Below are 25,520 nucleotides of genomic sequence, written 5' to 3' on the forward strand. Positions count from 1 at the left end.
CCGAGCCTGACCAAGAACAGAATTGCAGCAAAGGTCACATGGATCGTGGCCAAAAAATGTCGTCGTTCCCACCGTGTGTAGCCGTCGATCCAGACGTCGTGCCAGCTTTTTGACGAAAACCGCCAACTCTTAAAGAGAGAGTAAATTGACGAGTGTCAAATCAGGTCATACTCTGTCGGGAGTATCGAACAGGAACACTCAACGGAGAAGGGTGATCCACTAATATGCAGGTTTGGTCTGATCACAGCGGAGGAACTCGCATTCCATCAAGGCGGATCATGTCGAGTTTGGCATGGCTTAGGCAGATACCGAGCTCAAAGATGGCTGCGCATGGTGCGTCAACTGAAAGGTTAGCGAAGTGAAGCACAAGAAGATAGCTGCCGGCTTCGGCGTTACCGGGGTGTTGGTCGCCACACTCCTCGGAATGACCGCAGGACCAGCGATGGCAGACCAGAACGAGTTTGTGCGGCCATACGACCATCCAATACCACTGCATGCGGGCCCCGGTTGGATTTCCACCGAAACACAGTGCAATCGGGCAAGGGACTCACACAACAGCGATCTCAAGAAAGCTAAATTTTTCGATCCAAACCACAGATTCTATTATTGCGCGCCTGGTTCGAACGGTGCATTCAATCTCTGGCTTCGCCAGCCTTAAAGGCATCGCACATGCTGTAGCAGTCGGAGGGCAACCACGGTGCCCCAAGACGCGTCACATAGTCCGATGTAGACGGTCAACGAGGCGCTCGACGGTCGGAGAGGATTTCGATACCCGATCCGACCGTTGAGGCCGGCTACAGCCATCTCAGGGCGCGGCTCCTTCGACTGGTCAACGCGCAGCAGTTCCAAGAGGACATCCAGCTTCTCCCCGGTGGTCGGCCTGAGTGGCCGCGATCTCGGTCAGCCGGTTGCCCTGCCGCTTGTGCGTGGCACCGATTGTGGCCAAAGCTCGTAGATGGACTGGACGTCGTTGTCAAGCTGGCGGACCTCGCGCTCGATCTCCGCCGAAGTCGCCATGACGACATAACCTAGCCGCTCACCTGTCGGCAAGTCATTGGGGGCAGCGAAGAGGTAGACCAATCCTGAACGATCCGCGCCCAGTTACGGCGTACACACGGGTGATCATGCCGTACCACAAACCCCGCAAGGGACAACCACCGCTGCCGCAATGGAAACAAGACCTCGACACCGGCCACAAAAGCGTCCGCACCCCAAGTCGAACACGCCCTGGCACACATGAAGTCCTGGAACATCCTACGCAACTGCCGCCACAACGCGACGGCGTCTGGCACGCCACCCGCGGCGTCGCCCAGATGCGCAACCTGGCCATGACAGCCTGACCGACCGCACCAACCGCACGCACCGCCGCCGTCACCCATTCCCGCCAACGTTCTTGATCATTACGGGACAACCTTTAGCCGGGGCACATGCAACCAGGAATGCCACCGGCGGGCGAAGCCCACACTCGGGGGTTGGGGGTCGTTGCCCAAGAATGACTCCAGCCGACGAGGTCCGCGCTTTTGCGGACACTCGTCGGCTGAGGCTGGCGGTAGCGGTGGGATTTGAACCCACGGAGGGCGTGAACCCTCACACGCTTTCGAGGCGTGCTCCTTCGGCCGCTCGGACACGCTACCGCCGAGAAGCTTACCGGACGCTCTGAGCGCACTTACCGCCACGCCCGCATTTCGGCGGCGAGCCGGACGCGGGCTCTGGCCAGGCGGGCGCGGGCGGCCTGCTCTGTCCCGCCGGAGAGGCGGGCTATTTCCATGTGAGGCAGGCCGTGGACTTCGGCGAGGAGCCAGGTTCGCTGCTGGGGTAGGGGCAGCTGGGCTAGTGCCGTGTTCAGGGCATTGAAGGCGGCCTCTGACTCCGCCATGCGGGGTGGGTCGCACGCTGGGTTGTTGGTGGCGAGGTCGGGGACGGCGTCGATGCGGTCGTGGGCTCGGCGCAGGCGTAGTACGTGCAAGCATTGGCGGTGCGTCACCCGGAACAGCCAGGTGCGCACCGCCGCGGGATCAGCGAGTTCGGCCAAGCGCCGCCAGGCGATCACGGACACTTCCTGCGCTACGTCTTCGGCGTCCGCTCTGTCTCCGAGGATTCGCATGGCCATCAGGAAGATTCGGCCCGTGTATCTGCCCAGGAGGGTGGCGAGGGCGGCGTGGTCGCCGTTTCGTGCACGGCCGACCAGCGTCGCGTCATCATCCACACTGGACGGCTTGCCCAATCGCTTGTCCTCCAACGGAAATTGTGTTGACCGCCATGGTGGCAGTCGACGGGCGCCGAGTCACTTATCGTCGCGCAGCGAGTCCTTGGCGTCCTTTGCCGCTCCTGCGGCTTTGTCCCTGATGTCGTGGCCTGCTTCTTTGACTTCGCCTTTGAGCTGGTCGCGCTTGCCCGCCGCTTCCATCTCCTCGTTGTCGGTCGCCTGGCCCAGCTTCTCTTTGCCTTTGCCGATCAGCTGTTCGGCCTTGTCCTTAGCTTTGTCGAAGGCACTCATGGCTACCGAGTGCCCGTTCCACATCACGGCACACCGCGATGTGACCTGGGTCACTTTCGATGCCCCCGGAAGAATGACTCGAGCACGGCAGCGGCCTCGTCTTCCAGCACACCGCCGACCACTTCGGGCCGGTGATTCAGCCTTCGGTCCCTGATCACGTCCCACAGCGAGCCCGCTGCGCCCGTGCGGGGTTCCCACGCGCCGAAGACCACCCGGGAGATCCGGGCGAGGACCAACGCGCCCGCGCACATCGTGCACGGTTCGACCGTCACCACCAGCGTGCAGCCGGTCAGGCGCCAGCTGTCCCCCAGCTCACGGGCGGCCGCGCGCAAGGCGAGGATCTCGGCGTGCGCGGTCGGGTCGCCCAGGGCCTCGCGCGCGTTGCAGGCCCTGGCGAGTTCCGCGCCCGACGGGTCCAGCACGAGCGCACCGATCGGTACGTCACCGGTCTTCAAAGCGTCCGCGGCCACGGCGAGGGCCGTGCGCATCAACGCCTCGTCAGTCACTGCTGGATACGGTCGAGCAGCGCGTTGAACTCGTTGGCGAACCCGATCCGCTGGGCGATCATCTGCAGCTGCTGGTCCGGGTAGAGATCCACCTCGCCGGTGATCACCTGCAGCTCGGGGGCTGGCAGGCCGAGGTCGGCGAGGATGTCGAGCGAGCCTTCCGGCCACAACTCGTCGTCTTCCTCGTCCGGCGGATCCACTCGCAACAGGTCGAGCGCGTCGGCCGCGACGTCGTAGTCCAGCGCCGCCGCCGCGTCCGACAGCAGCAGGGACATCCCGCCTGGACTGGGCCTGATCAGCAGGAAGAACTCATCGTCGACGGCGAGCATGCCGAACACGGCACCCGTCGACCGGATCTTGCGCAGCTCGGTGATCGCCGAGTCGAGCTCGCGCAGGGCGCCCGCGCCCATGGAGTCGCACCGCCATTTGCCGTCCTCCCGGACGACCGCTACCGCGAAGCCGGCGACTGGCTCCTGGAGAGACATGTGCACACCGTATTCCCCTTCGGTGTTCACCCGGAAGAACCAGCCCCCATCGGCGCGCCCGCGGTGTCACTATCGAAGACATGAACGCCTCACGCTCGACCCAGTCACCGTCCGTTCATCCACTGGCAACTGACCCGAGGTTCACCGGCTTGGTCGAGGCGGCCCGTGCGCTTCAGCCGCGCACCGTGGCGTTGCGCAGGAAGATCCACAAGTACCCTGAGCAGGGGCTGAACCTGCCGCAGACGCAGGCGGCCGTGCTGCACGCGCTGGACGGGCTCGGCCTGCACGTGATGACCGGCGACAAGGTCAGCTCGGTGACCGCGGTGCTCAACGGCGCCAAGCCAGGACCGACCGTGCTGCTTCGGGGCGACATGGACGCGCTTCCACTGCAGGAGGACAGCGGTCTTTCGTATACCTCCGAAGTAGACGGATCGATGCACGCCTGCGGACACGACACGCACACCGCGATGCTCGTGTCGGCCGCGCGACTGCTCACCAGCCGGAAAGAGGCACTGGCCGGGCGGGTCGTTTTCATGTTCCAGCCAGGCGAAGAGGGCTATCACGGCGCCAAGTACATGATCGACGAGGGCGTGCTCGACGCGGGCGGACGGCCGATCGAGCGCGCGTTCGCCCTGCACATCACGGCCACGGACACGTCAGGCGTGATCCGCAGCAAGGCGGGCGCGATGCTGGCGGCCGCGGACTCGTTCGTCGTCAAGATCACCGGCCGGGGTGGGCACGGCGCGATCCCGCACGACGCCCTGGACCCGGTGCCAGCCGCCGCGGCCATCGTCGGCGCCCTGCAGACCATGGTCACCAGGCACATCAGCGTGTTCGAGCCAGTCGTGGTCACGGTCGGACGGATCACGGCGGGCACGACGTCCAACATCATCCCGGAGACGGCCGAGCTGGAAGGCACATTCCGGTCGTTGTCCGAGGCAAGCCGGGCGAAAGTGCGCGAGGAGCTGCCGAAGCTCTGCCATCACGTGGCCGCGACGTACGGCTGCACCGCCGAGGTCCATCTGCATCAGGGCTACCCGGTGACGGTCAACGACGACGTGATCGGGCCGCACCTGGTCGACCTGGCCGGAGCGGTCCTCGGCCAGCGGTACGCCGCGCCGATGCCCAACCCGTTGATGGGCGCCGAGGACTTCTCCTACGTCCTGCAGAAGGTCCCTGGCGCGTTCGCGTTCCTCGGCGCGTGCCCGCCGGGCGTCGAACCGGCCGATGCCGACCCGAACCACTCCAACCGGGTGCATTTCGACGAATCGGCACTGGCCAACGGCGTAGCCATGTATGCGGCGGTTGCCCTTGACGCACTGCGATAGGACAAATGATCGGACAGAATGCGCTCGTGCGGATACAGTCCGCGACTTGCTCGCGCTGGTCGTTTACGCCACGCAACACGCCCGACGTCGCCCCAGCCACGCTGGTCAGCAGGTCAGAACGAAGATGTCGGTTGCGTGGGGCGGGGTGGAAATGACCGGCTTTGGCGAGCAAGTCAGGTCCGAGCGAAGCGAGGACAATCCAACACTGTAGGGCAGGATGTGCGGCGTGCGGCCAGTGTGCGTGATCGGACTAGGGCTCATCGGCGGTTCGCTGCTGCGCGCGGCGAGCGAATCGGGCAGGCAGACGTGGGGCTGCACCACGTCCACAGTGGATGCCGAAGCCGCCACAGTGGACGGCTTCCATGTCGAGTCCAGAGTGGATGGCGCACTGCGGCTTGCCAGGGAGCAGGACGCGATCGTCGTGATCGCGGTGCCGATGCCCGCGGTGGATCAGACCTTGGCAGCGATCAACGCGTACGCGCCCGACTGCGTCCTGACGGATGTCGTGAGTGTGAAGGCACCGATCGAAATGTCCGTCAGGCAGGGCGCGCCACGGGCTCGTTACGTCGGCGGGCACCCGATGGCGGGCACGACTTCGTCCGGATGGGCGGCCAGTTCCGCCGGACTGTTCAAAGACGCGTCCTGGGTGTTGACCGTTGAGGACGAGACCGAGCTCGACGCGTGGCGCGACGTGGCTCGTCTGGTCCTGGATTGCGGGGCGCAGATCGTGCCCGCGACCGCGGCGGGACACGACGACGCCGTCGCCCGGATCTCGCATTTGCCGCACCTGCTGGCCGCGGTGCTCGCCGCGGTTGGTGCCGATGGTGGAAGCCTTTCGCTGGCATTGGCCGCAGGCTCGTACTCCGACGGCACACGCGTCGCCGGGACGCGCCCAGAGCTGGTTCGTGCGATGTGTGAAGGCAACCGCGGACCGTTGCTCGACGCGGTGGACGACGCGCTCGGCAGGCTCGGCGCGGCTCGTGGCGCGTTGGCGTCGACCGGATCCCTTGGCGCGACTGTGGAAGCGGGCCACCGGGGTTGGCAGGCGCTGCAGAACTACCGGACTACTGAGCGGCCGCACAACAGGATCGACCTGAGCGCGCCTGACGCTCGCGAAACCCTGCTGGCACTGGGCGAACGCGGCGGCCGGATCATCGAACTCGATGGCGATTTCGCCATGACCGGTTGACCCCTTGATATCGAGACTGCATCAAAATGTGAACCAGGCCATATTCCCGCCTAGCCTCGGCCTTTCGCGCAGTATTTAGTTGATCTTGCTTGTGGTTTTGTCGATCTTGCCGTGAGTGTTTCCGACTGTGAGCGTGGCTAGCCCGCCGACCTGCTTGTGTCGGCCGCTCCGGTTCTTGCCGATCGTAGGGACAGGGGTGCGGATCAGGTGAAGGCGGCGCGGATCTTCAACCAGCCCTGGGCGATCGCGTGGGCATAGGCACAGGTTTCATCGATGCGGATCCGGACTTGCCGGGCACCACGAGTGATTCGGGCGCCCACGTGCAGCACCAAGTTCCGGAACGTAGCGATCTCGGCGCGCGCCAGCACGGGTGTGCCGGTGAAACCCAGGATTTTCGCCCAACACACCAGATCAGTGGCCGCCAGTAACGTCTCCAGCCAGGCGGTGTTCTCCGCGAACCCACGACAGGGCAGGTTGCGCAGGCCGGTGGCCTTGGCTTGGCGGATGCGGTCTTCCACCCGGGCGTGCTGGCGGTGGTGCAGTTCCAGACCGGCGGTCTGACCGGGGATGACCCGGTCGGGGATGTCGGTGATGAACGCGGTGATCCGATGCCCGTCCACATCGGTGAACCTCAACTGGGCGCCGGGATGGGGACGTTCAGCACGCACGATGACCTTCGATCCGGCAGGCCAACTCGACAGGTCGAGCATTCCGGTGATGTCGGCGACCCAGGCACCATCCCGGATCCCGCCCGCACGGTCGATGGCCGATTCCCATGCCTGGTCGGGAATCTGATCGACCACGACCTGGATGCGGGCATCCACCGGGAACCCGAAGGAGAACCACACTCCCCGCTCCCGGCACGCCTGCGCGAACGCGAGGGTGGCACCGGCGGAGTCCGAGCGGGCTACCACCCGCACCGAGTCCGGATCACCCGGACGTGGCCGGGCATGGGCGGGTAACGACGCCAACGCCCGCTCCAGCACCGCGATGTGGTCTGCTGCCGTGTTCGACCCGGCGTTACCCGCCCGCAGCAGGCCCGCCAGTGCTTCGCCTCCCGAGACCTCTGGGCGGTCCAGAAACGCCAACAACGGGTGAAAACCAAACGTCCGTTTCCAGGTTTTGGCCGCGTTCTCCTTGTCCTCAGCATGGGAAATCGTGACCGTGGCGTCGAAATCGATCCGCAGCAGCCCGGTCAGGTCCGGGCCGGCACCCGCGGCCCACGCCCGTTCTCGGGCCGCCGCCCGCGCGGCGAGTATCCCCGGCAGATGCGCTTCGTCGATCCGGTCCAGCATCCGCCAGGCGGTCGGCATGCTGGCCACCGGCCCGCACACCGCATGCTGGTCACCGAAGACCTCGATGTGCGAGACACAGTCGCCGCCATCGGCGATGGCCACGGCCATGTCGGCGAACACCTGTCCTGGTGCATGCATCCACGGACCGGCATACGTGTCGACCAACGCCTCGTTCACCCCCGCGACCAGGCCGGTGTCCTGGGCCAACTCCCGCAACATCCCCACCCCGGCATGCGACACCACACCACGCCCATCAGCACTGACCTTGACCCGCCTCGACCGCTTGCTACGCTTCACCTACGGAGTGCCCTTCTGCTTGGGATCTGCTGTCATCGCAAACAACAGTTTCCCTTGCAGGACGGCACTTCCGTGCATCTATAGCCCGTGTCGCACTATTTCGCGCGAAAGACGCAGGCTAGCTTGACTGGGTGGAGCGTCTGCGTCGAGCCGGATACGCGCTCGGTGGCCTAACGGTCGTCATCGGCGCGGTGCTCGTGCTGCGCAGCCCCGACAAAAGCCCGACCGAACCGGAACCACTGCCGCCCGCGCCGGTCCAGACGACCGTCAAGGAGTATGTCGACGAGGTCGCGCTGGTGCCGAAACCTGGTGGCAAACCGGAAAAACCGGCCAATCTGACGGTCATCCCCGGTCCACACCGATTACAGGTGACGTGGACAGCCAAAGCTCCCGGCTACGAAGTGCAGCTACGGGCTGGAGACCTGATCCGCACCCAACTCCTCGCAGGCAACACAATCCAGTTCGACGGCCTCGACAACAACACCGAATACCAAATCGGCGTACGCGCCGTAGATTCCTTCGGACAACAGTCGGAAGTGTCGAGCGCCCGGCAACGACCATCCGCCATTCGCCCTGACGAAAGCCGGTACGCGCTGGTCGACCATTTCGACGGCCAGGTCGTACCCGACCCGGCACGCTGGCGTCTGGCGAACAACGCCGCCTGCGCACGAATGTCCCGTGGTGTCGGGGATGACAGCCGCAGACTGGTGATCAGTGCCGCCTGTGGCAACGAATCCGTGGCGCTGCGGTCACGGACTCCCTTGCAGCTCAGGGACATCGACGGCGAACTCGGCCGGGTGATGATCGAAACGGACTACCCGGCCAAGACCGGCACCCTGATGTTCGACCTGGTCCCCGGGCCAGCGGACCTGCTCGACAACAACCTTCCACCGGGGACGTTACGAGTGAAGGTGGTGTCCGACTCGGTCACGATGCCCGGCGCGGACGCGGTCAAGATCCCACCGAAGCCTGGCTTGAGCACCCGCTGGGAACTCGTGTTGCGGACCGACGGCCTGTCATTGTGGCGCGACGGAACGAAAGTCGCCGCCAGCGGGTTCGTGCCCACGTGGACAACGGCGACACCACTGTTCGGATTCGTTGGGCCGTTCAACGGTTTGACCTACGTCGGCATCGACGCGATCGGCCTGTCCAGTGCGCAGACGCCCGCTTTCGTCGCCCCGCCAAGGATCACGTCGACCAACACGGGCAGGTCGCCGAGGACGGAACCAATGACCGGCGTGCTGGGTGGACAGCTGCGGATGACTGTCCGCACAACGCATCGAGAGCAGATGACGCCGATGTCGGTGACCATCAACGGGCGGCTTTTCCCGGCACGGCCCGCGGTCGATGGACACGAATTCGAGCCCTCGTACCGGTTTCCGATTGTCGCCGACATTCCGGCTGATGCCCTTGTGCTGTCTGGCGATCGCCGCGAGTTGCGGATTTCCGTGCAGGGCGCGAAACCTGCGATCTCACCGGTTGTGCAGCACGCGGAGTTGGAACTGATCCCGGATCCGGCCAGCAAGCCTTCACCGGAACAGGCCGAGCCGCCGCCGCAGCCCGCTGTCCGGCCACCGGTCACGCTGACCTCGTTCGATACCCGGTTCTTGGACGCTGCCGGGGAGAAGATCGAGAACAACGAGGTGGTGTCGCGTGGCCGCATTGTGCTCGAAGTGACCGGAGACGAAGGCGCGGCGCAGGCCGGACTGGCCGGGATCGAGGTTTTCATCGACAACAAGCGCATGGCCGGGATTCCGACCGCGGTCGACGGCCCCGCGGTGGCCGGGCGCTGGCTCATCGCGCTCAACAGCGGGGCATTCGAACCCGGGCCGCACATCCTTGAGGTCAAGGCGGTCAGCACGGATCCGAATGTGGCCCCCGGGTTCACCAATACGACGTGGTCGATCCCCCGCTGAGCACGAGGGCCTGGAAGTGCCGTGAAGGTCACCCTCGCGGCGTTAGACGCGCGAGGGCCTCCCCTGACGCGTTGGATGCCGTGAAGGTGGCCTTCACGGCAAACGGCACTAAACGCGTTGGGCGAAGCCGGGGTAGTCGATCACCAGCCCGTTGCTGTCCACGGTCAGGTCAACGTCGATCGAGCCGTACTTGTAGTTCACGACGGACATGTCGTCGCCGATCGACACCGTCGTGTACGTCTTCTGCATGAGGTTGACCGTCAAGGTCGGCAGGGACACGTGCACAACCGGCAGTTCGTGGCTGCCTGCTTCCTTGTGCAGGCCGAGCCGGCGGATCGCCAGGCAGTTGAACAGCACCGCGCCCTCGACGTCCACGTCCATCGAACCGCCGAACGCGCCGCGTTCACTGCCGGAGCCGCGGTCGACCAGCCAGAGGCCGTCCTTGGTACGGGTGACCGAGATCTGGCATTCGTCCTCGGCCGTGGTCGCACGGATCAGCAGGCGGCCGAAGGCGCCGACTTGGTCGGTCGTCGCTTCGAGCGAGGCGCTGAACGCGGGCCCGTCGTCGGATGCCGCGGCGATGATTCGACCGGACGCCTTCAACCGGCTGTCCGCGACGAGTAACCGGACCGACTCGAGCCGGGGCGACGCGACGCCCTGCCAGGTCAGGATGGTGGGTTTGCGGGTGATCGTCGTGGTCACGCTTTGTCCTGCTCGGGCTTGTCCGGGATCATGTCCTGGATCTTGTCGACGACGGCGTCGACCTGGGACTCGTGCCCGAACTTCTGCTTGGCGAAATCGCCAGCCTTCTCGACACCCTCTTCGATCTTGTCGCCGTGCTCCTTGACAAGGTCCTGCGCCTTGTTCTTGAGCTCGTCGAAGTTAATACCCATGTCATCTGCTTCCTACTCGTGACCTTCGGACGATTCGCTCTCCGCCCCCGGAGGATGGCTGGAGTCCAGGATCGGCAGTCTGATCCGGTTGGCGATCGGCCCGTTCCTGCACGATGCGTTTCCCGCGCTGATGCGACGTGTGCAGGGTGATGTCGGGGTCACCCACTCGATGCAAGACGTTGATCGCTGCAGCGTGATCTGCGTGCCACACCACCCCGCACCGAGTGCAGTGAAGACGGTCCCCGCTGCGCCGCCCAAGGGCTCTACAGCACGGTCCGACTTGTGAGGTGTAGGCAGCGTTGACCAGCGTGAGCACAGAACCTCTGCGCTCCGACACGTTCGCCAGCGCCTCGGCGGTTATCCCCTTGGTCCATGCCGCCATACGCCGGTTGACGTTCGGGCCGCGACGACGCGAGTCCCCGGTGAACGTCTTAGTCAGGTCCTCAGCCGCGATCATCGAGGCTTTGTCCACGACAGCGTGCACCGCGCGGAAAGTTGCAGTCCGCACCGTCTGCTGCCAGCGAGACGACCGTCGATGGCGCTTCGCCGTACCAAGGTTGTTGCGGGCGATCCGTTCGGCTTTTCCGCGATCGCCAGCCGCAATGGCTTTCTCAGCGACCGATCGGATCTTCGCACGGTACAAGCACTTGTTTCGACGGTGGTCTGACTCAGCACTGAGCAGAGCGCCAAGTTCAGTTCCGTGGTGGACGCCGTCGGAATCGGTAAGAACTTCGCTGTATCCCTTGTCGATACCGATCTCGCGGCTGCCCGCAGGACGTGCGGAAGATTTCAGCGTGCTGGCATCGATCTGGTAGTGCACTTCGACGCGATGGTGGCGCAGGATGAGTCGCAAGGTCCCCGTCGGAGCCACAGCGGTGTTCAAGGGAATGCGCACCATCTGGCGCCGCACAAGGCCAGGAACAGCGAGCCACACGTCGCCACCATCAGCGAGAGTGAACGTTCGGTACTGGTCCGATCGAACCACGATCTGATCATGCGTCCGGTTGCGGCCGCGCCGCCAATGCTTACGCATGTGCCTGGACAGCATCGGATCGTCGGTCCAAGTGTCCGATTTCAACATGACGAACAATCGTTTGCGCTCGGCAACGTCAATGGCCAACCCGTTCACTACCTTGCGAACTTCCGCCTTGGCGGCAGAACGGTTCGCCGCGATGTCCGCGACCGCGTCCCGCAAGGTCTCTTTCCACGCGTTGGCCAATACTCCAAACCGGGCGGCAGTGCCCTCAGCCAGCCACATGTCGCGGATTTGTCTGTCAGAAAGTCGAGCACCAGAGACCGATCCGTATCTCTGCCACACCTCACTACGTACCCGCCCAAGCCTGCGAGCCTGCTCGACCAGTCGCGCATACTTGCTCGCATTCAGATCCGCGCTGTATGCCACACGCGTCACCTTCATCAACTACACCTCCCTTCGTGACGCGATCGCGCTGCGCAGTGGTCACATGTTCTTAACAGGCCCGTCTCGCAGGCTACCGGTCACGGCGCACCGGCTGCAGCAGTCGTCGGACGATTTGCCCGCCCGTCCGGGTGTACCAGTCCGGTCCGCGCAGCGTGGCCAGCACCGACACCAGCTCGGTGACCAGGCGAGACAGCCTTTCCACATCGGGCATCGGCATCCGTTCCGGTGGACGTTCCTCCCGGATGGACGCGGCGGCTTCGGCGACCGCCTCAGTCAAGGTCTCGATCGCTTCGGAGTCGATCGGCTCGGCGCCGCGCTGGATACCGACGGCCAGTCCGGTGACGGCGTCTGTCGCCCGTTCGAGGGTCACGATCACCGGCCACCACGCGGCCGCTTGCAGGCCAGCGGCTGACGGCTCCACAACGGCCTGCTGGAAGGCGTTTCGCAGGTCGGAAAGCTGCCGGTAGGTCTCCCTGCGCAGTTTCACCCGGTTGTCCGAACCGGACAATCCGTGCTCGATGTACTTGCCGAGCGACTCGAGCGTGCCCAGCAGCTGCGTACCGACCCGTGGCCGCAAACTGCCTGGCCACAACAGGTATCCGAAGACGAGCACGATCGCGCAGCCCAGTGCCGTGTCGATCAGCCTTGCCAGCACAAGGCCCCAGTCGCCGGAGTGCGCGAGATCCAATTGGACGATCACGAGCGGGGTGACGAACGCGGAGAAGATCCCGTAGTTGCGGTCGCGCCCGTACGGCAGCGCCCCGGCGATGATCGCGACGAGCACGACCAGCATCCAGCCGCGTGGATCGAAGCCAAGAACGGCCGCGCCGACCAGCACGCCGACCAAAGTTCCGACGCCACGCAGGACTGCGCGGCCGAACACCGAGCCGAAGTCTGGCTTGAGGACGATCGCCACGGTCAAGGCGACCCAGTACGAGTATTGAAGGTTGAACACCCAACCGACAAATTCCGCCACGGCCATGCACAGCATCAGGCGCGCCGCGTGCGACCAGGCGACCCTGCCGGTGAAGATCGTCGCGAGCCGTTCGGTGAACGGCACGTGATCCTCGGGATCCCGGTGGTCACGTTTGCCGCTTGGCGAAGAAAGCCCTTCCAGCCCAGCCCGCAACGCGGCCAGGCCCCGTGAGGCTTCTTCGAATTCGGGCACCGGCGGCAGTGGTTGGTCCAGCCGGATCGCTTCGGCGACCGCGGTCATGTGGATGACGACCTCAGCGGGCGGCTGCCGCCCGACGTTGACCAATGCGACCGCAGCCTCGACCACAGGCGTTGTGTCGGCCAGGAGCGTCATCAGCCTGCGGTACGCCCTGTCGCGCCCGGAGAGGTGCGAACGGGCCGTCAGCAAGGCGTCGTAGGCGCTGTTGAGGGCTGTCGTGAGCTCACGCCTCGCCGCTCGTGCCCCTGCCGTGCCGGACGCCGCGAGCATGACGGCGATTTCGTCGTACACCTCGGCGACCGCGGCACGTTCCGGCCCGGTCGCCTTGAAGGGCCACGCGGCGATCGCCAGCAGCCACACCAGCCCTGCGCCGACGGCGAACCAGAACGTGGCCGTGAGGGTGTCACGTGGCTGCCCAGCACCAAGCGCGGCGAACACCAGCATCTGCAAAGCCGAGAGCGACGCGATGTTGCCGCCCGCGCTGATCAACGCAGACGCCCCGGCAATCAGCACGATGACGGCGGCCGACCACAAGCCATGCCCTTCGGCCAGGCTGCCGAAGAAGAACCCGATCCCGCCGCCGATCGCGGCCCAGCCGATCCGCCTCGCGCGATAGCGGTACGGGCCGTCCGCGTCGCCGAAGATCCCGCAGAGCGCGCCCATCGAGACGAGCACGCCGATGTCCAGCCTGCCGACCGCAAGGCCGATCGCGATCGGCGCGGTGATCGTGACCGCAGCCCGGAGGATCCGTTTCCACGGCACCGGCAGCTTGTTCGTCCGGAGCAATTGGACAAGCCAATGTGGAGCGGCGACCTGCTTGCCTGCTGCCTTCGACGTCGCCACAAGCACATCTAAACAAAACCAGGCCCGGTGGACGCGCCACCGGGCCTGGAGTGCTAGCTAATTCACGCCTTGCGACGACGACGGTTGAACACCAGCGCGCCCACACCGCCACCCACGAGCACGACACCGATGATCAGCGGCATCAGCACCGAAGCACCGGTGTTGGCCAGCTCGTTGTCGGCCGGCTTCGGCTGCGGCTTCGGGGTCTCGTTCGGGGCCGCGCCCCACTCCGCGGTACCCGACGCGGACAGCCGGACGTTCTCGGTCTTCGCCAGGATCAGCGACTGCGACTTCTTCTCGGCGACCTTGGAGATGAACAGCCTGCCGAGCGAGAACTCGCTCTCGCCGGACACGGTGAACTCGACCTTGCCGGTGGCCACCGACGCGGGAACCTTCACGTAGAACTCGTACTTGTCCAGCTGCTGGATCTTCTGCGCGACATCGGCCTTCGGCAGCTCAGTGCCATTCTTGTCGCTGAAGATGACGCCCTCGGGCAGCTTGGCCGCGATGGTGATGTCCTTCGCGGTCGTGGTGACCACGTACGGGCCGATCAGGCTGTCGGCCTTGCCGGTCAGCTTGTTCGGCTCGAGGTTGAGCACCGGCTTGGGCTCGGTGGAGATGCCCTCGCCCGCGTTCTTGGTCAGGTACTCGTAGACCCTGAAGACGTCCTTCTTGTCCGCCTTCGCCTGGTAGTCCTTCTTGGGCGCCAGGACGTCCTTGAGCGTGCGGTTGTCACTGAAGTGCCAGACCGCGGCCTGGGTGCCCGCGATCGCCTCGGCGACCGACAGCCCGTTCTCGAAGTCACCCTTGACCTTCTCGGCCAGCTTCTCGGCCTTCAGGTTCGGGTAGCCGTTGTGCAGCACCCAGTTGATCTTGGCCGAGTTGTCGTGGAACGGCGAACCCTTCTGCGGGTGCTTGTTCCAGTCAGCCTCGATGTAGCCGGGGCCCTTGTCGTCGATGTCCTGCTCGATCTGGACGCAGTAGGTCTGGATCGTGTCGCCCTTGTCGCCGTCGAGCCGCAGGCCGATCAGCTTGGTGTCGACCTCCATGCCGTCCATCAGGACCAACGGGCCGTTGACGTCGGCCGTCTTGTCGATCTTGCCGGTGACCGAACCCGCGGACGCGGGCGTCACCGACGCCATCATGGCGGTCACCGTCACACCAGCAAGAGCGGCGCCGATGCGCAGCTTCTTCACCCGACTCACGTTTGGTGCTCCCTCATTTTCGGTTTGTGCCCCAGCTACCCCGAAATTCGCTTACGCGGCCGCCTGCGACACGTTCCCTCTAACGGTGTACGCAGACAAACCGCATGGCGTATATCCACCGATCAGCGGCGTGACTCTATCCACCCTGTGAAGTCGCTGTGATGTGGGGTACGCCTTACCGGGTCGCCCAGTCGGTGACCACCTGGTCAAGCACCGTAAGAGGAAGTGGTCCACTGCCGATCACCAGATCATGGAACGTCCGGATATCGAACCGTGACCCGAGCGTGGCTTGCGCGGCCGCCCTGATCCGCTGGATCTCCAGCCTGCCGACCATGTAGGACAGTGCCTGTCCCGGATAGGCGATGTAACGGTCCACTTCGGTCCCGATCTCCAGCGGCGGCATCGGCACGTTCTCGGTCATGTAGTCCACGGCCTGCTGCCGTGACCAGCCCTTAGCGTGCAGTCCAGTGTCGACAACCAGCCGACTGGCCCTTGTCGCGTCCAACGCCAACATGCCGAGCCGCGCGATATCCCCGGAGTACAGGCCCATTTCATCGGCCAGCCGCTCGCAGTACAGACCCCAGCCTTCGACGTATGCGTTGACATCCGCGAGCCTGCGCAGCAACGGCAGGTTGTCCAGTTCGCTGGCGATGGTCAGTTGGAAGTGGTGTCCTGGCACGGCTTCGTGGAACGCCGTGGCCTCGGCGATGTGCTTGTACCGCTCCCCTGGCTGATATGTGTTGGCGAAATAAGTGCCCGCGCGCTGACCGTCCAGTGAGGGCGGCAGGTAGTAGGCCATCGGCGCCCCAGGCGCTTCCGCCGCAGGCACGGGTTCGACCTTGCAGCTGTGCGATGGCACGTGTCCGAACCAGTTGGGCGCTTCGGCTTCGGCCCGTTCGATCGAAGTCCGTGCCGTGCTGAGCAGCTCTTCCGCCGAGTTCCACCGCAACGCCGGGTCTTCGCGCAGCCTGCTGTATATCTCCTGGACGTCCTTCGTGCCGAAGACACGGGAACCGATCTCGGCGAACTCCTCGAACAACGAACTGATCAGGTCAAGACCGGTCTGGTGCAACTCGTCGGCCGAGCGCGTGGTCGAAGTGTGCACTCTGGACAGCCGGGCGTAGAGCTCGTCCCCATCGGGCAACCAGGTCAGCCCCGGCTTGTCCGCCGAACGGCCGTACGGCGCGATTTCCGCGGCCAGCGTGTCCCGGTAGTTGACGAACGCGGGCCGGACGATCTCGTCGATGATCCGGTCGCGTTCGGCCACAAAGGACTCAGCCACTTCGGCTGGCGGCTGCGCCCTACGCAGCGCGTCGTCGGCCGGAGAAGCGGCGAGGTACCGGTCGAGGTGGGTGATCGCGGCCTGCACCAGGTGCTGCACCGGAACACGGCCAGCGGCAACGCCTTCGCGGTGCCGCGTCAGGTAACCATCGAGGTAGCCGGGCAGCCCTCGTAGCCTGGTCAGGTAGTCCGCGGCCTTCTGTTCGGTCGGCAACGTGGTCATCGGCAACAGTGTCAGCAGTCCGGCCGCCGGGCTGATGAACAGGTCCGTGATCGTGTATTCGGCCAGCTTCGAGTCGATCCGGTCGACAACGGCCCGTGCCTGCTGTGCCACCACGGCAAGAGTGACCGCGTCCGTGGCGTCCACTCCGGACCTGTCGACCGCGTCGGCACGTCCGGCGATGTCCAGCGCACTTGCCCTGGTCGCCTCGTCCGCCGCCGCCGACGGGTCGCCGACGAGGGCGTCATATCCGGGCACGCCGAGGATCGACGCACCAATCGGTTCGCGGTCGAAACCCAGCCGGCTCAGTTCGTCCGCCAGCGCGTCAGCCTGGCTCGAAGTGGTCGTCATAACTAGAAACTAGTCGCTGAGGCCCCACTTGCGGTGCAGCTGCGCCCTGCGCTGTTTCCACTCGTCCATGAACGTTGGCAAACGTTCGTGCATGAAGTCGTAGAACTCCAGGGTTTCCTTCCAGCGCAACCCGGCTGGCGTCTGTTCGCCAAGAAGTTCCATCCCCTCGCGCATGGTCGACTCCCAGCGGTGCATGGTCTGCTCACGACGGGTGATCGCGTCGTACCACAGGTCGTCCTTGATCACGTAGTAGTCGCGCCGGGACCCGGGCTCACGCTCCCGCTGGAGCATGTTGACCTGGCTGAGGTAGCGCACCGCGCCGGAGATCGCGGCCGGGCTGACTTGCAGCGACTCGGCCATGTCGGTCGCGGTCATCCGGCCGGAGTCCTCACACAGCAACGCCACGAACACGCGCGCGGCCATCCGCTGCATCCCGGCGTCCGCCAGCATGGCCGCGTACCGTTCGATGAAACGTCCGATCGCGACCGTGTCGCGCTGTGTCGCATGGGCCTCGCTCACCGCGACATCCTCTCCCGGGAGATGGTTGCTACACGTAAGTTTATACGCTTTCTTAACTTCATGAATTTGTGAAAATAGTGTAGCTTCTGGGTCATGACACCCGCGATATCCGTGTCCGGCCTGGTGAAGACATTCGGCCGGACGCGCGCGCTCGACGGTCTCGATCTGACCGTCCGCGAGGGGGAGGTGCACGGCTTCCTTGGCCCGAACGGCGCAGGAAAGTCGACGACCATCCGTGTTCTGCTGGGCCTGCTGCGCGCCGACGCCGGCACCGCCCAGCTGCTCGGCGGCGACCCCTGGGGGCAAGCCGCCGAACTGCACCGCCGCCTGGCCTACGTGCCCGGCGACGTGACGCTCTGGCCGAACCTGTCCGGAGGCGAGGTCATCGACCTCATCGGCAGGCTGCGGGGCGGCCTGGACACGAAGCGCAAAGCCGTGCTGCTCGAACGCTTCGAACTCGATCCGACCAAGAAGGGACGCACGTACTCGAAAGGCAACCGGCAGAAGGTCGCACTGGTCGCGGCCCTGTCGTCGGATGTCGAACTGCTCCTGCTCGACGAGCCGACCTCGGGCTTCGATCCGTTGATGGAGGCGATGTTCCGCGAGTCGATCGAGGAGGAGAAGGGCAAGCGGACCGTACTGCTGTCCAGCCACATCCTCTCCGAGGTCGAGGCGCTGTGCGACCGGGTGAGCATCATCCGCAACGGCCGTACCGTCGAAACCGGGACGCTCAGCGAACTGCGGCACCTGACCAGGACATCCATCGAGGCGGAACTGGCTGCCTCGCCGACCGGCCTTGCCTCGCTGCCGGGCGTGCACGACCTGCAGTCCCGTGACAACCACGTCAAGTTCGAAGTGGACACTGCCGAGCTTGACGGCGTTCTGAAACACCTGACCACGTTCGGCGTGCGGTCGCTGACCAGTCAGCCGCCGACGCTCGAAGAGCTCTTCCTGCGGCACTACGAGGATGAGCTTCGATGAACACCCTGGTAGGAACCGGATCGCTGATCCGGCTGGCACTTCGGCTCGACCGGGTCCGGCTGCCGATCTGGATCCTTGTCACGGTCGGACTCGTCCTGGCGACCGCGGGCTCGGTCGCCGAGCTCTATCCGGACGAGGCTTCGCGCGTCCAGGTGAAGGCCACGATCGGCAGCAACCCGGCGATGACCGCGATCTATGGCACGGTCTACGACACTTCGATCGGCGCGGTCGTGATGTGGCGACTCGCGATCACTGGGGCGTTGCTGGTCACGTTGATGAGCATCATGACCGTCAACCGGCACACCCGTCAGGACGAGGAAGCCGGGCGACTGGAACTGATCGGTGCGACTGCCGTTGGCAGGAACGCGCCGATGGTCGCGGCTTTGCTTGTCGCGACGGGCGCGAACGTCATCTCGGCGTTGCTGATCTCGGCTGGGCTGACCGGAATGGACCTGCCTGCGGACGGGTCTTTCCTGGCTGGCATGACGTTCGGAGCAGTGGGAATCGCCTTCGCCGCCGTGGCAGCCGTGGCCGCGCAGCTGGCCGAGAATGCCCGGACCGTCACAGGGATCGCGGTTCTGGTTCTCGCGGTTGCGTTCGTGCTGCGGCTGATCGGTGATGCCGGTACGGCCACCTGGCTCAGCTGGCTCTCACCCATCGGATGGCTGCAGCAGGCTCATCCGTATGCCGAAAACCGTTGGTGGATCGTCGCTTTGCTCCTGGTCGTGGCCATTGTCCTTGTCGGCGTTGCCTTTGCGCTCGTTGGCAGGCGTGATCACGGTGCCGGTCTGGTCCGGCCACGGCCGGGCCCGCCGGACGCGAGCGCTTCGCTGAGTGGGCCGTTCGGCCTGGCGTGGCGGTTGCACCGGGGGTCGATCATCGGCTGGATGGGCGGGTTCATCGTGCTGGGCCTGATGTTCGGCAGCATCGCCAACAGTGCGACGGACCTGGTGAAGGACAACCCGCAGGTCGCCAAGATCGTCGAGCAGATGGGCGGCAAGTCGGCGCTGATCGACGCCTTCATGACCGCGATCCTGGGGATCATCGCCCTGGTCGCTTCGGTGTACGCGGTCGCCGCGACTTTGCGGCTGCGTGCCGAGGAGACCACTGTGCGGGCGGAGCCTGTGCTCGCGACGGGTGTCAGCCGGATCCGATGGGCCTTGAGCCACTTGGTGTTCGCGGTTGTTGGGGCGACCGTGATGCTCATCGCCGCGGGGCTCGCGATGGGTCTTGCGTACGGGATCTCGGTCGACGACGTCAGCGGCCAGCTCGGCAATGTCCTTGAGGCAGCGCTGGTTCAGCTGCCCGCGACCTTGGTTGTCGCCGGGATCGCCATGGCGCTCTTCGGTTTGGCGCCACGGTACGTGATCGGGAGCTGGGCCGCGTTGACCGTGTTCTGGCTGATCGGCCAGCTCGGCCCGGCGCTGCAGTTGCCGCAGTGGCTGATGAACGTTTCGCCGTTCACGCACGTGCCGAAGCTGCTCAACGACATCAGCGCGGCTCCGCTGATCTGGCTGTCGGTCGTGGCGGTAGCGCTGATGGCCGCTGGCCTCACCGGCTTCCGGCGTCGCGACATCGGATAGTTGTGTGGGTCCGGGCGCACGGACCCGGACCCACCAGCACCCCACCACATGTTGCTCCACATCACCCGCCGTGCCAGGCGGTGTCCCCGCGAGGATTCGAACCTCGGGCCTCGGCGTTCGTAGCGCCGCGCTCTATCCAACTGAGCTACGAGGACTAATGAAAAGAGCCGCCGGATCGGAATCCCGACCGGCGGCTCTCGGACGCATTTATCTCAGCGCCGAGAGCCGTCCTGACCTGGTCGGAGGCTCATGTCCCTGTCGTCGGACCAGTTCATTTCACGTCCTCCTTTCCGGTGTTGACGTGAATAACTATGACCGATTCACCCTGGCCCGGTCCACCGATTATTCGGCCGGTGGAGGTCTGGACCAGCCGGTCCGGCGGCAGTAGCCTCTGTAACAGCTGAAAACGTATTCATCCCATGTTTCCGGGCAATGAGGCCATCGGGGAGAGCCATGAGGACGAAGCTGTTACTGGCCATCAGCTGCGCCGCGCTGTTAGCGGCCTCCTGCGGTGCGCCCGAGCAGAAACAGCCCCACACAGCAGCAACAGCAGCAGACCGGCGCGGCCGAACCGGTCACCAAGCCGACCCAGCCGGTCAAGCTGACGATCGCGGACGTGGCAGGCAACCTGCAGCTGACCCAGAAAGCCATCGAGAAGTTCCGTGACGACCACAAAGACCTGGTCAGCAGCATCGAGTTCACCCGGTCGACGGCACCGGAACTGCCCGGCAAGATCGACGCGCAGCAGAAAGCGGGCCGTGTCGAGATCGACCTGGTGCTCACCGGCACCGACGCGCTGGCGGCTGGCGCGTCGAAAGGCCTGTGGGAGAAGGTCGCCGACAACGCGAAACCAGTACTCGGCAACTTCGAGGCAACCCTGCGAGAACCGGCCCAGCGGATGCAGAAACTGGCCGAGGGCAACGGAATCATCGTGGTCTACTACCCATCCGGCCCGCTGATCGAGTACAACCCGGCGAAGGTGCCCAACGCACCGAAGACAGCGCAGGAGCTGCTGGACTGGGCCAAGGCTCATCCCAACAAGCTGATGTACGCCCGTCCAGCGAACTCCGGACCTGGTCGTACATTCCTCATGGGACTGTCCTATTTGCTCGGCGACAGCAACCCCAAGGACCCCGCTGCTGGCTGGGACAAGACCTGGAAGTACCTGTCTGACCTGGGCCGATACGTCGAGTACTACCCCTCGGGCACGTCCGCGGTGATGAAGGAACTCGCCCAGGGCACGCGGGACATCGTCGTCTCGACGACTGGCTGGGACATAAACCCGCGAGCCCTCGGCCAGGTGCCCAAGGAGATGAAGACCGCTGCGTTGCAAGGCTTCCACTGGGTCGCCGACGCACAGTACATGGTCGTCCCCAAGGGCGTGTCGGCCGAGAAACGGTACGTGCTCTACGAGCTGATGAAATACATGCTCACCAAACAAGCCCAGGCCCAGACGTATGACCAGGGCTACTTCTACCCAGGTCCCGCGGTCAAGGACGTGCCCCTGTCGATGGCACCCGCGGACTCGCAGAAGGCTCTGCTGAAGTTCGGCCGTCCGGAGTACGAGGCGTTGATCTCGGGCAATCCGATCGAAACCCCGTTGGACGCCTCCGCCATGGTCACGGCATTCGAGCGCTGGGATCGTGAGATCGGCGGAAGCAAGGTGAAGAAGTAGTGCCGTCGCTCGGGAAACTCTCGTTGGCTGGGGTCAGCCGTTCCTTCGGATCTGTGGCTGCTGTGGACGGCCTGAGCCTGACGATCAGCGGAGGCGAGTTCATCGCCCTGCTCGGCCCGTCCGGCTGTGGCAAGTCGACCGCGTTGAACTGTCTGGCCGGGCTACTTCCGTTGACAGCGGGCCAGATCACCTTGGACGGCCGGCGCGTCGACACCCAGCCTGCGGAGAAACGCGGCTTCGGCATGGTGTTCCAGAACTATGCGCTGTTCCCGCACCTGTCGGTATCGCGGAATGTGGCGTTCGGCCTTCGTATGCGCGGGGTTGGCCGGGAGGAGATCCGCTCTCGCGTGCTGGAAGCGTTGGAACTGGTCCATTTGGAGCACTTGGCGAACTCCCATCCCGGGCAGCTGTCCGGCGGCCAGCAGCAACGCGTCGCCATCGCGCGGGCCATTGTGCTTCGGCCGCCGTTGATCCTGATGGACGAGCCTTTGTCCAATTTGGACGCGAAGCTGCGGCTGGAGATGCGGACCGAGATCAAGCGGCTACACCAGGAGCTTGGGCTGACGACGATCTACGTGACGCATGACCAAGAGGAAGCGCTGTCACTGGCCGACCAGGTCGTGTTGATGAAGGACGGAAGGGTCCAGCAGGTAGGGACACCGGAGGAGCTGTACGCGAGGCCGGTCACGCCGTTCGTGGCTGATTTCATGGGGTTCCGTAACCGGATTCCTGGTAGGGGTTCGTTCACGTTCGCCGATGCCACGTGGTCCAGTTGCATGCAGGTTGATGGGGCTTCGGTGGCCATGTGCCGTCCCGAGGATCTGCGGGTCGGGGTGGCGCAGAACGCCATTGAGGTGACGGTCGAGGTGGTGGAGTACCACGGGCGGCAGTTCTTGTTGGAGGTCCGCACGGAGTCCGGGCTCGCGCTGCACGCGGTGTCAGAGGAAGCCCTGGCACCTGGCGACAAGGTGAAAGTAGGGGTCACACCCGACCGGCTCTTGGTGTTCGGGTCATGAAGGTCATGACGGTGAGGCCCTCCATGAGGCGCAGCCTTTTGGCGGTGGTCGTGCCATGACCACCGTCGCCCTTCGACTCCGCCTTGCCGAGCGTGGCGTGAGCCTTCGCCTCTTCTTACTCGCGCCCGCGGTCATCGTCGTCCTCGTCCTCTTCATCTACCCCTTTATCTTCGGCATTCAGCTTTCCCTTTCACCGCAACGGTTCAACAACCCGCTCGACAACTACCGGGCCTTCTTCTCCGATCCCTACTACTTCAGCAGCCTCGCCAACACCCTCACGATCGCGGTCCCGGCAACCTTCGTGAACGTCTTCGCCGCGGTTCCGATCGCGATACGGATGCGCCGAGCATTCCGCGGCCGACGCCTCCTGGCCGCTGCGTTGGTCGTGCCGGTCAGCCTGGGCACCGTCTTCCTCGCCGATGGGATGCTGAACGTGCTGGGCCCGGCCGGATGGTTGAACAAGGCCTTGCTCGGGATCGGCTTGATCGACGACCCCGTCCGGCTGACCAACAACTGGTGGGGCGTGTTCCTTTCCCTTGTGGTCAGCGGTTTTCCGTTCGCCTTCCTGCTGATGCTGGCATACGCCTCGGGCATCGACCCGTCCCTGGAATCGGCCGCAGCCACGCTCGGAGCCTCACGCGGGCAAAGGTTCCGCTATGTGATCTTCCCGCTGTTGTTGCCAGGCGCGGCCGTCACACTCTGCCTGAACTTCGTGATGGCCTTCTCGGTGTTCCCGTCGGCGGTCCTGTTGGGCGATCCGTCGGGCTCGTCACGTGTGCTCGCGCTGATCGCCTACCAAGAAGCACAGGAACGGCTCGACCCATCGATGGGATCGGCCGTCGCGATGTTGCTTGCCGCAGCACAGCTCGTGTTCGTCGTACTCGTGCTCGGGGCGCGTTCGTTGCTGTATCGCGGCCCAGCGTCCGGGGGTAAGGGATGAAACTGTCTCCCAGTGCGTGGCTCACATGGTTCGGGGTCGCGGTGTTTCTCGTGTTCGTGGCGGCGCTCATCGTCGCGGTGTTTGTCAGCTCGTTCGGCACGGTGTGGCTCGGTACGTGGTTGCCGGACGGGTTCACGTTTCGGTGGTGGGGTCAGACGTGGACGGAATTCGGGCTCGGCGGCACTCTGCTGGTGACCATGGAGGTCGCCCTGCTGGTCGTGCTGTTCTCGGTGCTGCTCGGGGCACCGGCAGCGTACGTCCTGGCACGGCTGGACTTTCCCGGGAAGAAGCTGGTCAGCCTGCTGCTGTTGCTTCCACTGCTCGTTCCGCCGATCACCTACGGCATCCCGTTGGCGACATTGCTGTACGAGTGGGGTCTCGGCGGGAACATGACCGGGGTCGTACTGGCGAACTTGGTGCCGTCACTGCCTTTCGTGGTGCTGACCATGACCCCGTTCGTCGAACAAGTCGACCGTCGGGTCGAGGATGCCGCTCGGACTTTGGGCGCGGGTACGCCGAGGATCATGGTCAGCGTGCTGGGACCGTTGTTGCTGCCTGGGATTCTGGCTGGTGCTGTGATGGTTCTTGTTCGGACCGTCGGCATGTTCGAGCTGACGTTCCTGACCGCGGGCGCCGACAGCGAGACACTGGTCGTCGCCCTGTACGCGGCCAAGAACGGGGCGGGGATCCGAGCCGATCAGACCGTGGACGCGATTGCCGTCGTATACATGCTTTCCACGGTGTTGCTGCTGCTCATCGCCCTCAAGTTCGTCAATCCGACGCAGCTCGTGACACGGGTGAAGGAGGCGCCGCGCGGTTAGCCCCTGGCCACGGTTCCAGCTTCGCGCCATCGGCCTGTGGCTTCTCGACATTGTCCTCGACCTGGAAGACCGTCATGCCACGGGCCTGGTAGTTGTGCAGTGCCTGGGTGCTGTCCAAGGTGTTGGTGTGCAACCAAACCCTGGTCGTACCCGGCACTTCCCACGCGCGCCGCAACACTTCGGTCAGCAGGTGTCCGCCGAGGCCACGGCCGATGAACGACGGCACGAGCCCGAAGTTCTCGATCTCCACATCGCCGTCCCGGCGGACGAGTTCGGCGTAACCGGCTGGCGTGCCACGAACCCACGCCACCCAGGTCTCGTGGCCAGGCTCGGTGAGCCAGTCCATCCACTGCTGCCAGTCCCAGCCCAGCCGGAACGCCCAGTACCAATCGCTGCCTACGGCCGTGTACAGGTAGCGGTTGAACTCGGGTGACGGCTCCGCCGAGCGCACGAGTTGGACGTCGATGTCCGGTTTCTTCGCGGGTTTCAGCTGGTCGGGACTGGTCTGCTGGAGGTAGTACCTGGTTGCGAGCACACCCCCAGTCCATCACGTACGCAGCCGATCTACGTAGTTTTCGCCGACGCGGCCCCTGCCCGTGCCGCGACATCGTCTTAGGCAGTCGCCGCCCTGATCGCCACCGCCGGTTTCCTTGGCACGGTCGCCCCAGCGCAAGCCGCCACCCCAGCTTCCCTGACGTGCCAAGGACAAGGCGTCGACGGAGGCGCCAAGATCCGGTACAAGACCGAACGTCTGATCAACGCACCGATGCACAAGATCTGGAAGCTGCAGACCGACGTGGCGAACTGGCCGTCGTGGCAGCCGCCGGTCACGAGCGCGAAGCGCCTCGACCACGGTCCTTTCCGCAAGAACTCCCAGTTCCGGTGGACCACGCCGGTCCCAGAGACCGAGGTGACGCCAGCGACCACGCTGGTGATCACGTCCACCGTCGAGCAAATCCGAAACAGCAGGTGCATCCGCTGGACCGGGCCTGCCATCGGGGATGGGCTGACCATCGACCGTGGCGTGCATGTCTGGACGTTCACCAAGGTCAAGGGCGGTGTGCTGGTGCCACGGCCTGCTAAAA

22 protein-coding genes, 2 tRNA genes and 1 pseudogene are annotated in these 25,520 nt (G+C 64.9%); 10 read left to right on the forward strand and 15 right to left on the reverse strand.

The genetic code is table 11. From position 1 onward, the window contains the following. Positions 1-1,544: 1,544 nt before the first annotated feature. The 5 genes from LWC34_RS42505 to LWC34_RS42525 form a co-directional block, all read right to left on the reverse strand. Positions 1,545-1,634, reverse strand: a tRNA-Ser gene (locus tag LWC34_RS42505). A 32-nt stretch (positions 1,635-1,666) separates the two neighbouring features. After that, the gene (locus LWC34_RS42510; protein WP_233730857.1) at positions 1,667-2,239 is read right to left on the reverse strand and encodes an RNA polymerase sigma factor; all 573 of its coding nucleotides are present in this window, start codon (positions 2,237-2,239) and stop codon (positions 1,667-1,669) included. 45 nt (positions 2,240-2,284) lie between these two features. Then, on the reverse strand, positions 2,285-2,497 hold the full coding sequence (locus tag LWC34_RS42515) for a CsbD family protein (protein WP_233730858.1): 213 nt from the start codon (positions 2,495-2,497) through the stop codon (positions 2,285-2,287). A 50-nt stretch (positions 2,498-2,547) separates the two neighbouring features. Then, positions 2,548-3,003 (reverse strand): nucleoside deaminase, encoded by a 456-nt coding sequence (locus tag LWC34_RS42520; protein WP_308200210.1) that lies wholly within the window; start codon positions 3,001-3,003, stop codon positions 2,548-2,550. Next, positions 3,000-3,488 carry a tRNA adenosine deaminase-associated protein gene (locus tag LWC34_RS42525; RefSeq protein ID WP_233730859.1) on the reverse strand — a complete coding sequence of 163 codons (489 nt, stop codon included), beginning with the start codon at positions 3,486-3,488 and terminating at the stop codon, positions 3,000-3,002. The genes LWC34_RS42520 and LWC34_RS42525 overlap by 4 nt, the downstream gene beginning before the upstream one ends. An 80-nt stretch (positions 3,489-3,568) precedes the next feature. Here LWC34_RS42525 and LWC34_RS42530 point away from each other — a divergent pair, with 80 nt between their 5' ends. Together LWC34_RS42530 and LWC34_RS42535 are read left to right on the forward strand one after the other, a co-directional pair. After that, the gene (locus LWC34_RS42530; protein WP_233730860.1) at positions 3,569-4,816 is read left to right on the forward strand and encodes a M20 metallopeptidase family protein; all 1,248 of its coding nucleotides are present in this window, start codon (positions 3,569-3,571) and stop codon (positions 4,814-4,816) included. A 217-nt stretch (positions 4,817-5,033) separates the two neighbouring features. Next, positions 5,034-6,005, forward strand: a complete 972-nt coding sequence (locus tag LWC34_RS42535) for a prephenate dehydrogenase (protein ID WP_235730322.1) — start codon at positions 5,034-5,036, stop codon at positions 6,003-6,005. 203 nt (positions 6,006-6,208) lie between these two features. Here LWC34_RS42535 and LWC34_RS42540 read toward each other — a convergent pair whose 3' ends face one another. Beyond that, entirely contained in the window at positions 6,209-7,597 is a 1,389-nt protein-coding gene (locus LWC34_RS42540; protein ID WP_233724823.1) for an IS1380 family transposase, read from the reverse strand. A gap of 131 nt (positions 7,598-7,728) precedes the next feature. On the opposite strand from LWC34_RS42540, the gene LWC34_RS42545 reads away from it, so the two are divergent. Continuing rightward, positions 7,729-9,513 carry a fibronectin type III domain-containing protein gene (locus LWC34_RS42545; RefSeq protein WP_233730861.1) on the forward strand — a complete coding sequence of 595 codons (1,785 nt, stop codon included), beginning with the start codon at positions 7,729-7,731 and terminating at the stop codon, positions 9,511-9,513. Between the two features lie 108 nt (positions 9,514-9,621). Here LWC34_RS42545 and LWC34_RS42550 read toward each other — a convergent pair whose 3' ends face one another. The 7 genes from LWC34_RS42550 to LWC34_RS42580 all read right to left on the reverse strand — a co-directional run bounded on the left by LWC34_RS42550 (position 9,622) and on the right by LWC34_RS42580 (position 17,419). Continuing rightward, complete coding sequence (locus LWC34_RS42550; protein WP_233730862.1) at positions 9,622-10,215, reverse strand: putative glycolipid-binding domain-containing protein; 594 nt, start codon at positions 10,213-10,215, stop codon at positions 9,622-9,624. Further along, a complete protein-coding gene (locus LWC34_RS42555) occupies positions 10,212-10,406 on the reverse strand; it encodes an antitoxin (RefSeq protein WP_233730863.1) in 195 nt (64 codons plus the stop codon). The genes LWC34_RS42550 and LWC34_RS42555 overlap by 4 nt, the downstream gene beginning before the upstream one ends. A gap of 1 nt (position 10,407) precedes the next feature. After that, complete coding sequence (locus LWC34_RS42560) at positions 10,408-11,823, reverse strand: zinc ribbon domain-containing protein (RefSeq protein WP_233730864.1); 1,416 nt, start codon at positions 11,821-11,823, stop codon at positions 10,408-10,410. Between the two features lie 73 nt (positions 11,824-11,896). Further along, positions 11,897-13,843 carry an FUSC family protein gene (locus LWC34_RS42565; RefSeq protein WP_233730865.1) on the reverse strand — a complete coding sequence of 649 codons (1,947 nt, stop codon included), beginning with the start codon at positions 13,841-13,843 and terminating at the stop codon, positions 11,897-11,899. Between the two features lie 62 nt (positions 13,844-13,905). After that, positions 13,906-15,048 (reverse strand): thioester domain-containing protein, encoded by a 1,143-nt coding sequence (locus LWC34_RS42570; protein WP_233730866.1) that lies wholly within the window; start codon positions 15,046-15,048, stop codon positions 13,906-13,908. 175 nt (positions 15,049-15,223) lie between these two features. Further along, positions 15,224-16,900 (reverse strand): DUF885 domain-containing protein, encoded by a 1,677-nt coding sequence (locus LWC34_RS42575; protein ID WP_233730867.1) that lies wholly within the window; start codon positions 16,898-16,900, stop codon positions 15,224-15,226. Between the two features lie 9 nt (positions 16,901-16,909). Continuing rightward, complete coding sequence (locus LWC34_RS42580; RefSeq protein ID WP_233730868.1) at positions 16,910-17,419, reverse strand: GbsR/MarR family transcriptional regulator; 510 nt, start codon at positions 17,417-17,419, stop codon at positions 16,910-16,912. A gap of 93 nt (positions 17,420-17,512) precedes the next feature. On the opposite strand from LWC34_RS42580, the gene LWC34_RS42585 reads away from it, so the two are divergent. Together LWC34_RS42585 and LWC34_RS42590 are read left to right on the forward strand one after the other, a co-directional pair. Continuing rightward, complete coding sequence (locus LWC34_RS42585) at positions 17,513-18,400, forward strand: ABC transporter ATP-binding protein (RefSeq protein WP_233730869.1); 888 nt, start codon at positions 17,513-17,515, stop codon at positions 18,398-18,400. Next, a complete protein-coding gene (locus LWC34_RS42590; protein WP_233730870.1) occupies positions 18,397-19,983 on the forward strand; it encodes an ABC transporter permease in 1,587 nt (528 codons plus the stop codon). The genes LWC34_RS42585 and LWC34_RS42590 overlap by 4 nt, the downstream gene beginning before the upstream one ends. A gap of 81 nt (positions 19,984-20,064) precedes the next feature. Here LWC34_RS42590 and LWC34_RS42595 read toward each other — a convergent pair. Beyond that, a tRNA-Arg gene (locus LWC34_RS42595) sits at positions 20,065-20,138 on the reverse strand. A 356-nt stretch (positions 20,139-20,494) separates the two neighbouring features. On the opposite strand from LWC34_RS42595, the gene LWC34_RS42600 reads away from it, so the two are divergent. From LWC34_RS42600 to LWC34_RS42615, 4 genes are read left to right on the forward strand one after another with little or no spacing between them, the layout of a single operon-like run. Further along, entirely contained in the window at positions 20,495-21,658 is a 1,164-nt protein-coding gene (locus tag LWC34_RS42600; RefSeq protein WP_233730871.1) for an extracellular solute-binding protein, read from the forward strand. Continuing rightward, a complete protein-coding gene (locus tag LWC34_RS42605) occupies positions 21,658-22,674 on the forward strand; it encodes an ABC transporter ATP-binding protein (RefSeq protein ID WP_233730872.1) in 1,017 nt (338 codons plus the stop codon). The genes LWC34_RS42600 and LWC34_RS42605 overlap by 1 nt, the downstream gene beginning before the upstream one ends. A gap of 55 nt (positions 22,675-22,729) precedes the next feature. Continuing rightward, positions 22,730-23,614, forward strand: coding sequence for an ABC transporter permease (locus LWC34_RS42610; protein ID WP_233730873.1), 885 nt, complete (start codon positions 22,730-22,732; stop codon positions 23,612-23,614). After that, positions 23,611-24,435: an ABC transporter permease gene (locus LWC34_RS42615; protein WP_233730874.1), complete on the forward strand. Its 825-nt coding sequence runs from the start codon at positions 23,611-23,613 to the stop codon at positions 24,433-24,435. Before LWC34_RS42610 ends, LWC34_RS42615 begins: the two co-directional genes overlap by 4 nt. Here the strand turns inward: LWC34_RS42615 and LWC34_RS42620 are convergent. Further along, positions 24,386-24,970, reverse strand: a complete 585-nt coding sequence (locus LWC34_RS42620) for a GNAT family N-acetyltransferase (protein WP_233730875.1) — start codon at positions 24,968-24,970, stop codon at positions 24,386-24,388. The two genes, LWC34_RS42615 and LWC34_RS42620, sit on opposite strands and share 50 nt — an antisense overlap. Positions 24,971-25,063: 93 nt before the next feature. Between LWC34_RS42620 and LWC34_RS42625 the strand changes: the two are divergent. Next, positions 25,064-25,504, forward strand: a pseudogene (locus LWC34_RS42625) (SRPBCC family protein); the annotation flags it as partial. Between the last annotated feature and the right edge of the window lie 16 nt (positions 25,505-25,520).

It is taken from the genome of Kibdelosporangium philippinense (genome assembly GCF_021390435.2).
Classification (GTDB): Bacteria; Actinomycetota; Actinomycetes; order Mycobacteriales; family Pseudonocardiaceae; genus Kibdelosporangium; species Kibdelosporangium philippinense.

Excerpts from the sequence above, each read along its gene's own strand:
- LWC34_RS42525 (WP_233730859.1), bottom strand. The coding sequence starts at position 3,488 with ATGTCTCTCCAGGAGCCAGTCGCCGGCTTCGCGGTAGCGGTCGTCCGG.
- LWC34_RS42535 (WP_235730322.1), top strand. The coding sequence starts at position 5,034 with ATGTGCGGCGTGCGGCCAGTGTGCGTGATCGGACTAGGGCTCATCGGC.
- LWC34_RS42610 (WP_233730873.1), top strand. The coding sequence starts at position 22,730 with ATGACCACCGTCGCCCTTCGACTCCGCCTTGCCGAGCGTGGCGTGAGC.
- LWC34_RS42560 (WP_233730864.1), bottom strand. The coding sequence starts at position 11,823 with ATGAAGGTGACGCGTGTGGCATACAGCGCGGATCTGAATGCGAGCAAG.
- LWC34_RS42555 (WP_233730863.1), bottom strand. The coding sequence starts at position 10,406 with ATGGGTATTAACTTCGACGAGCTCAAGAACAAGGCGCAGGACCTTGTC.
- LWC34_RS42515 (WP_233730858.1), bottom strand. The coding sequence starts at position 2,497 with ATGAGTGCCTTCGACAAAGCTAAGGACAAGGCCGAACAGCTGATCGGC.
- LWC34_RS42615 (WP_233730874.1), top strand. The coding sequence starts at position 23,611 with ATGAAACTGTCTCCCAGTGCGTGGCTCACATGGTTCGGGGTCGCGGTG.
- LWC34_RS42590 (WP_233730870.1), top strand. The coding sequence starts at position 18,397 with ATGAACACCCTGGTAGGAACCGGATCGCTGATCCGGCTGGCACTTCGG.
- LWC34_RS42575 (WP_233730867.1), bottom strand. The coding sequence starts at position 16,900 with ATGACGACCACTTCGAGCCAGGCTGACGCGCTGGCGGACGAACTGAGC.
- LWC34_RS42530 (WP_233730860.1), top strand. The coding sequence starts at position 3,569 with ATGAACGCCTCACGCTCGACCCAGTCACCGTCCGTTCATCCACTGGCA.
- LWC34_RS42585 (WP_233730869.1), top strand. The coding sequence starts at position 17,513 with ATGACACCCGCGATATCCGTGTCCGGCCTGGTGAAGACATTCGGCCGG.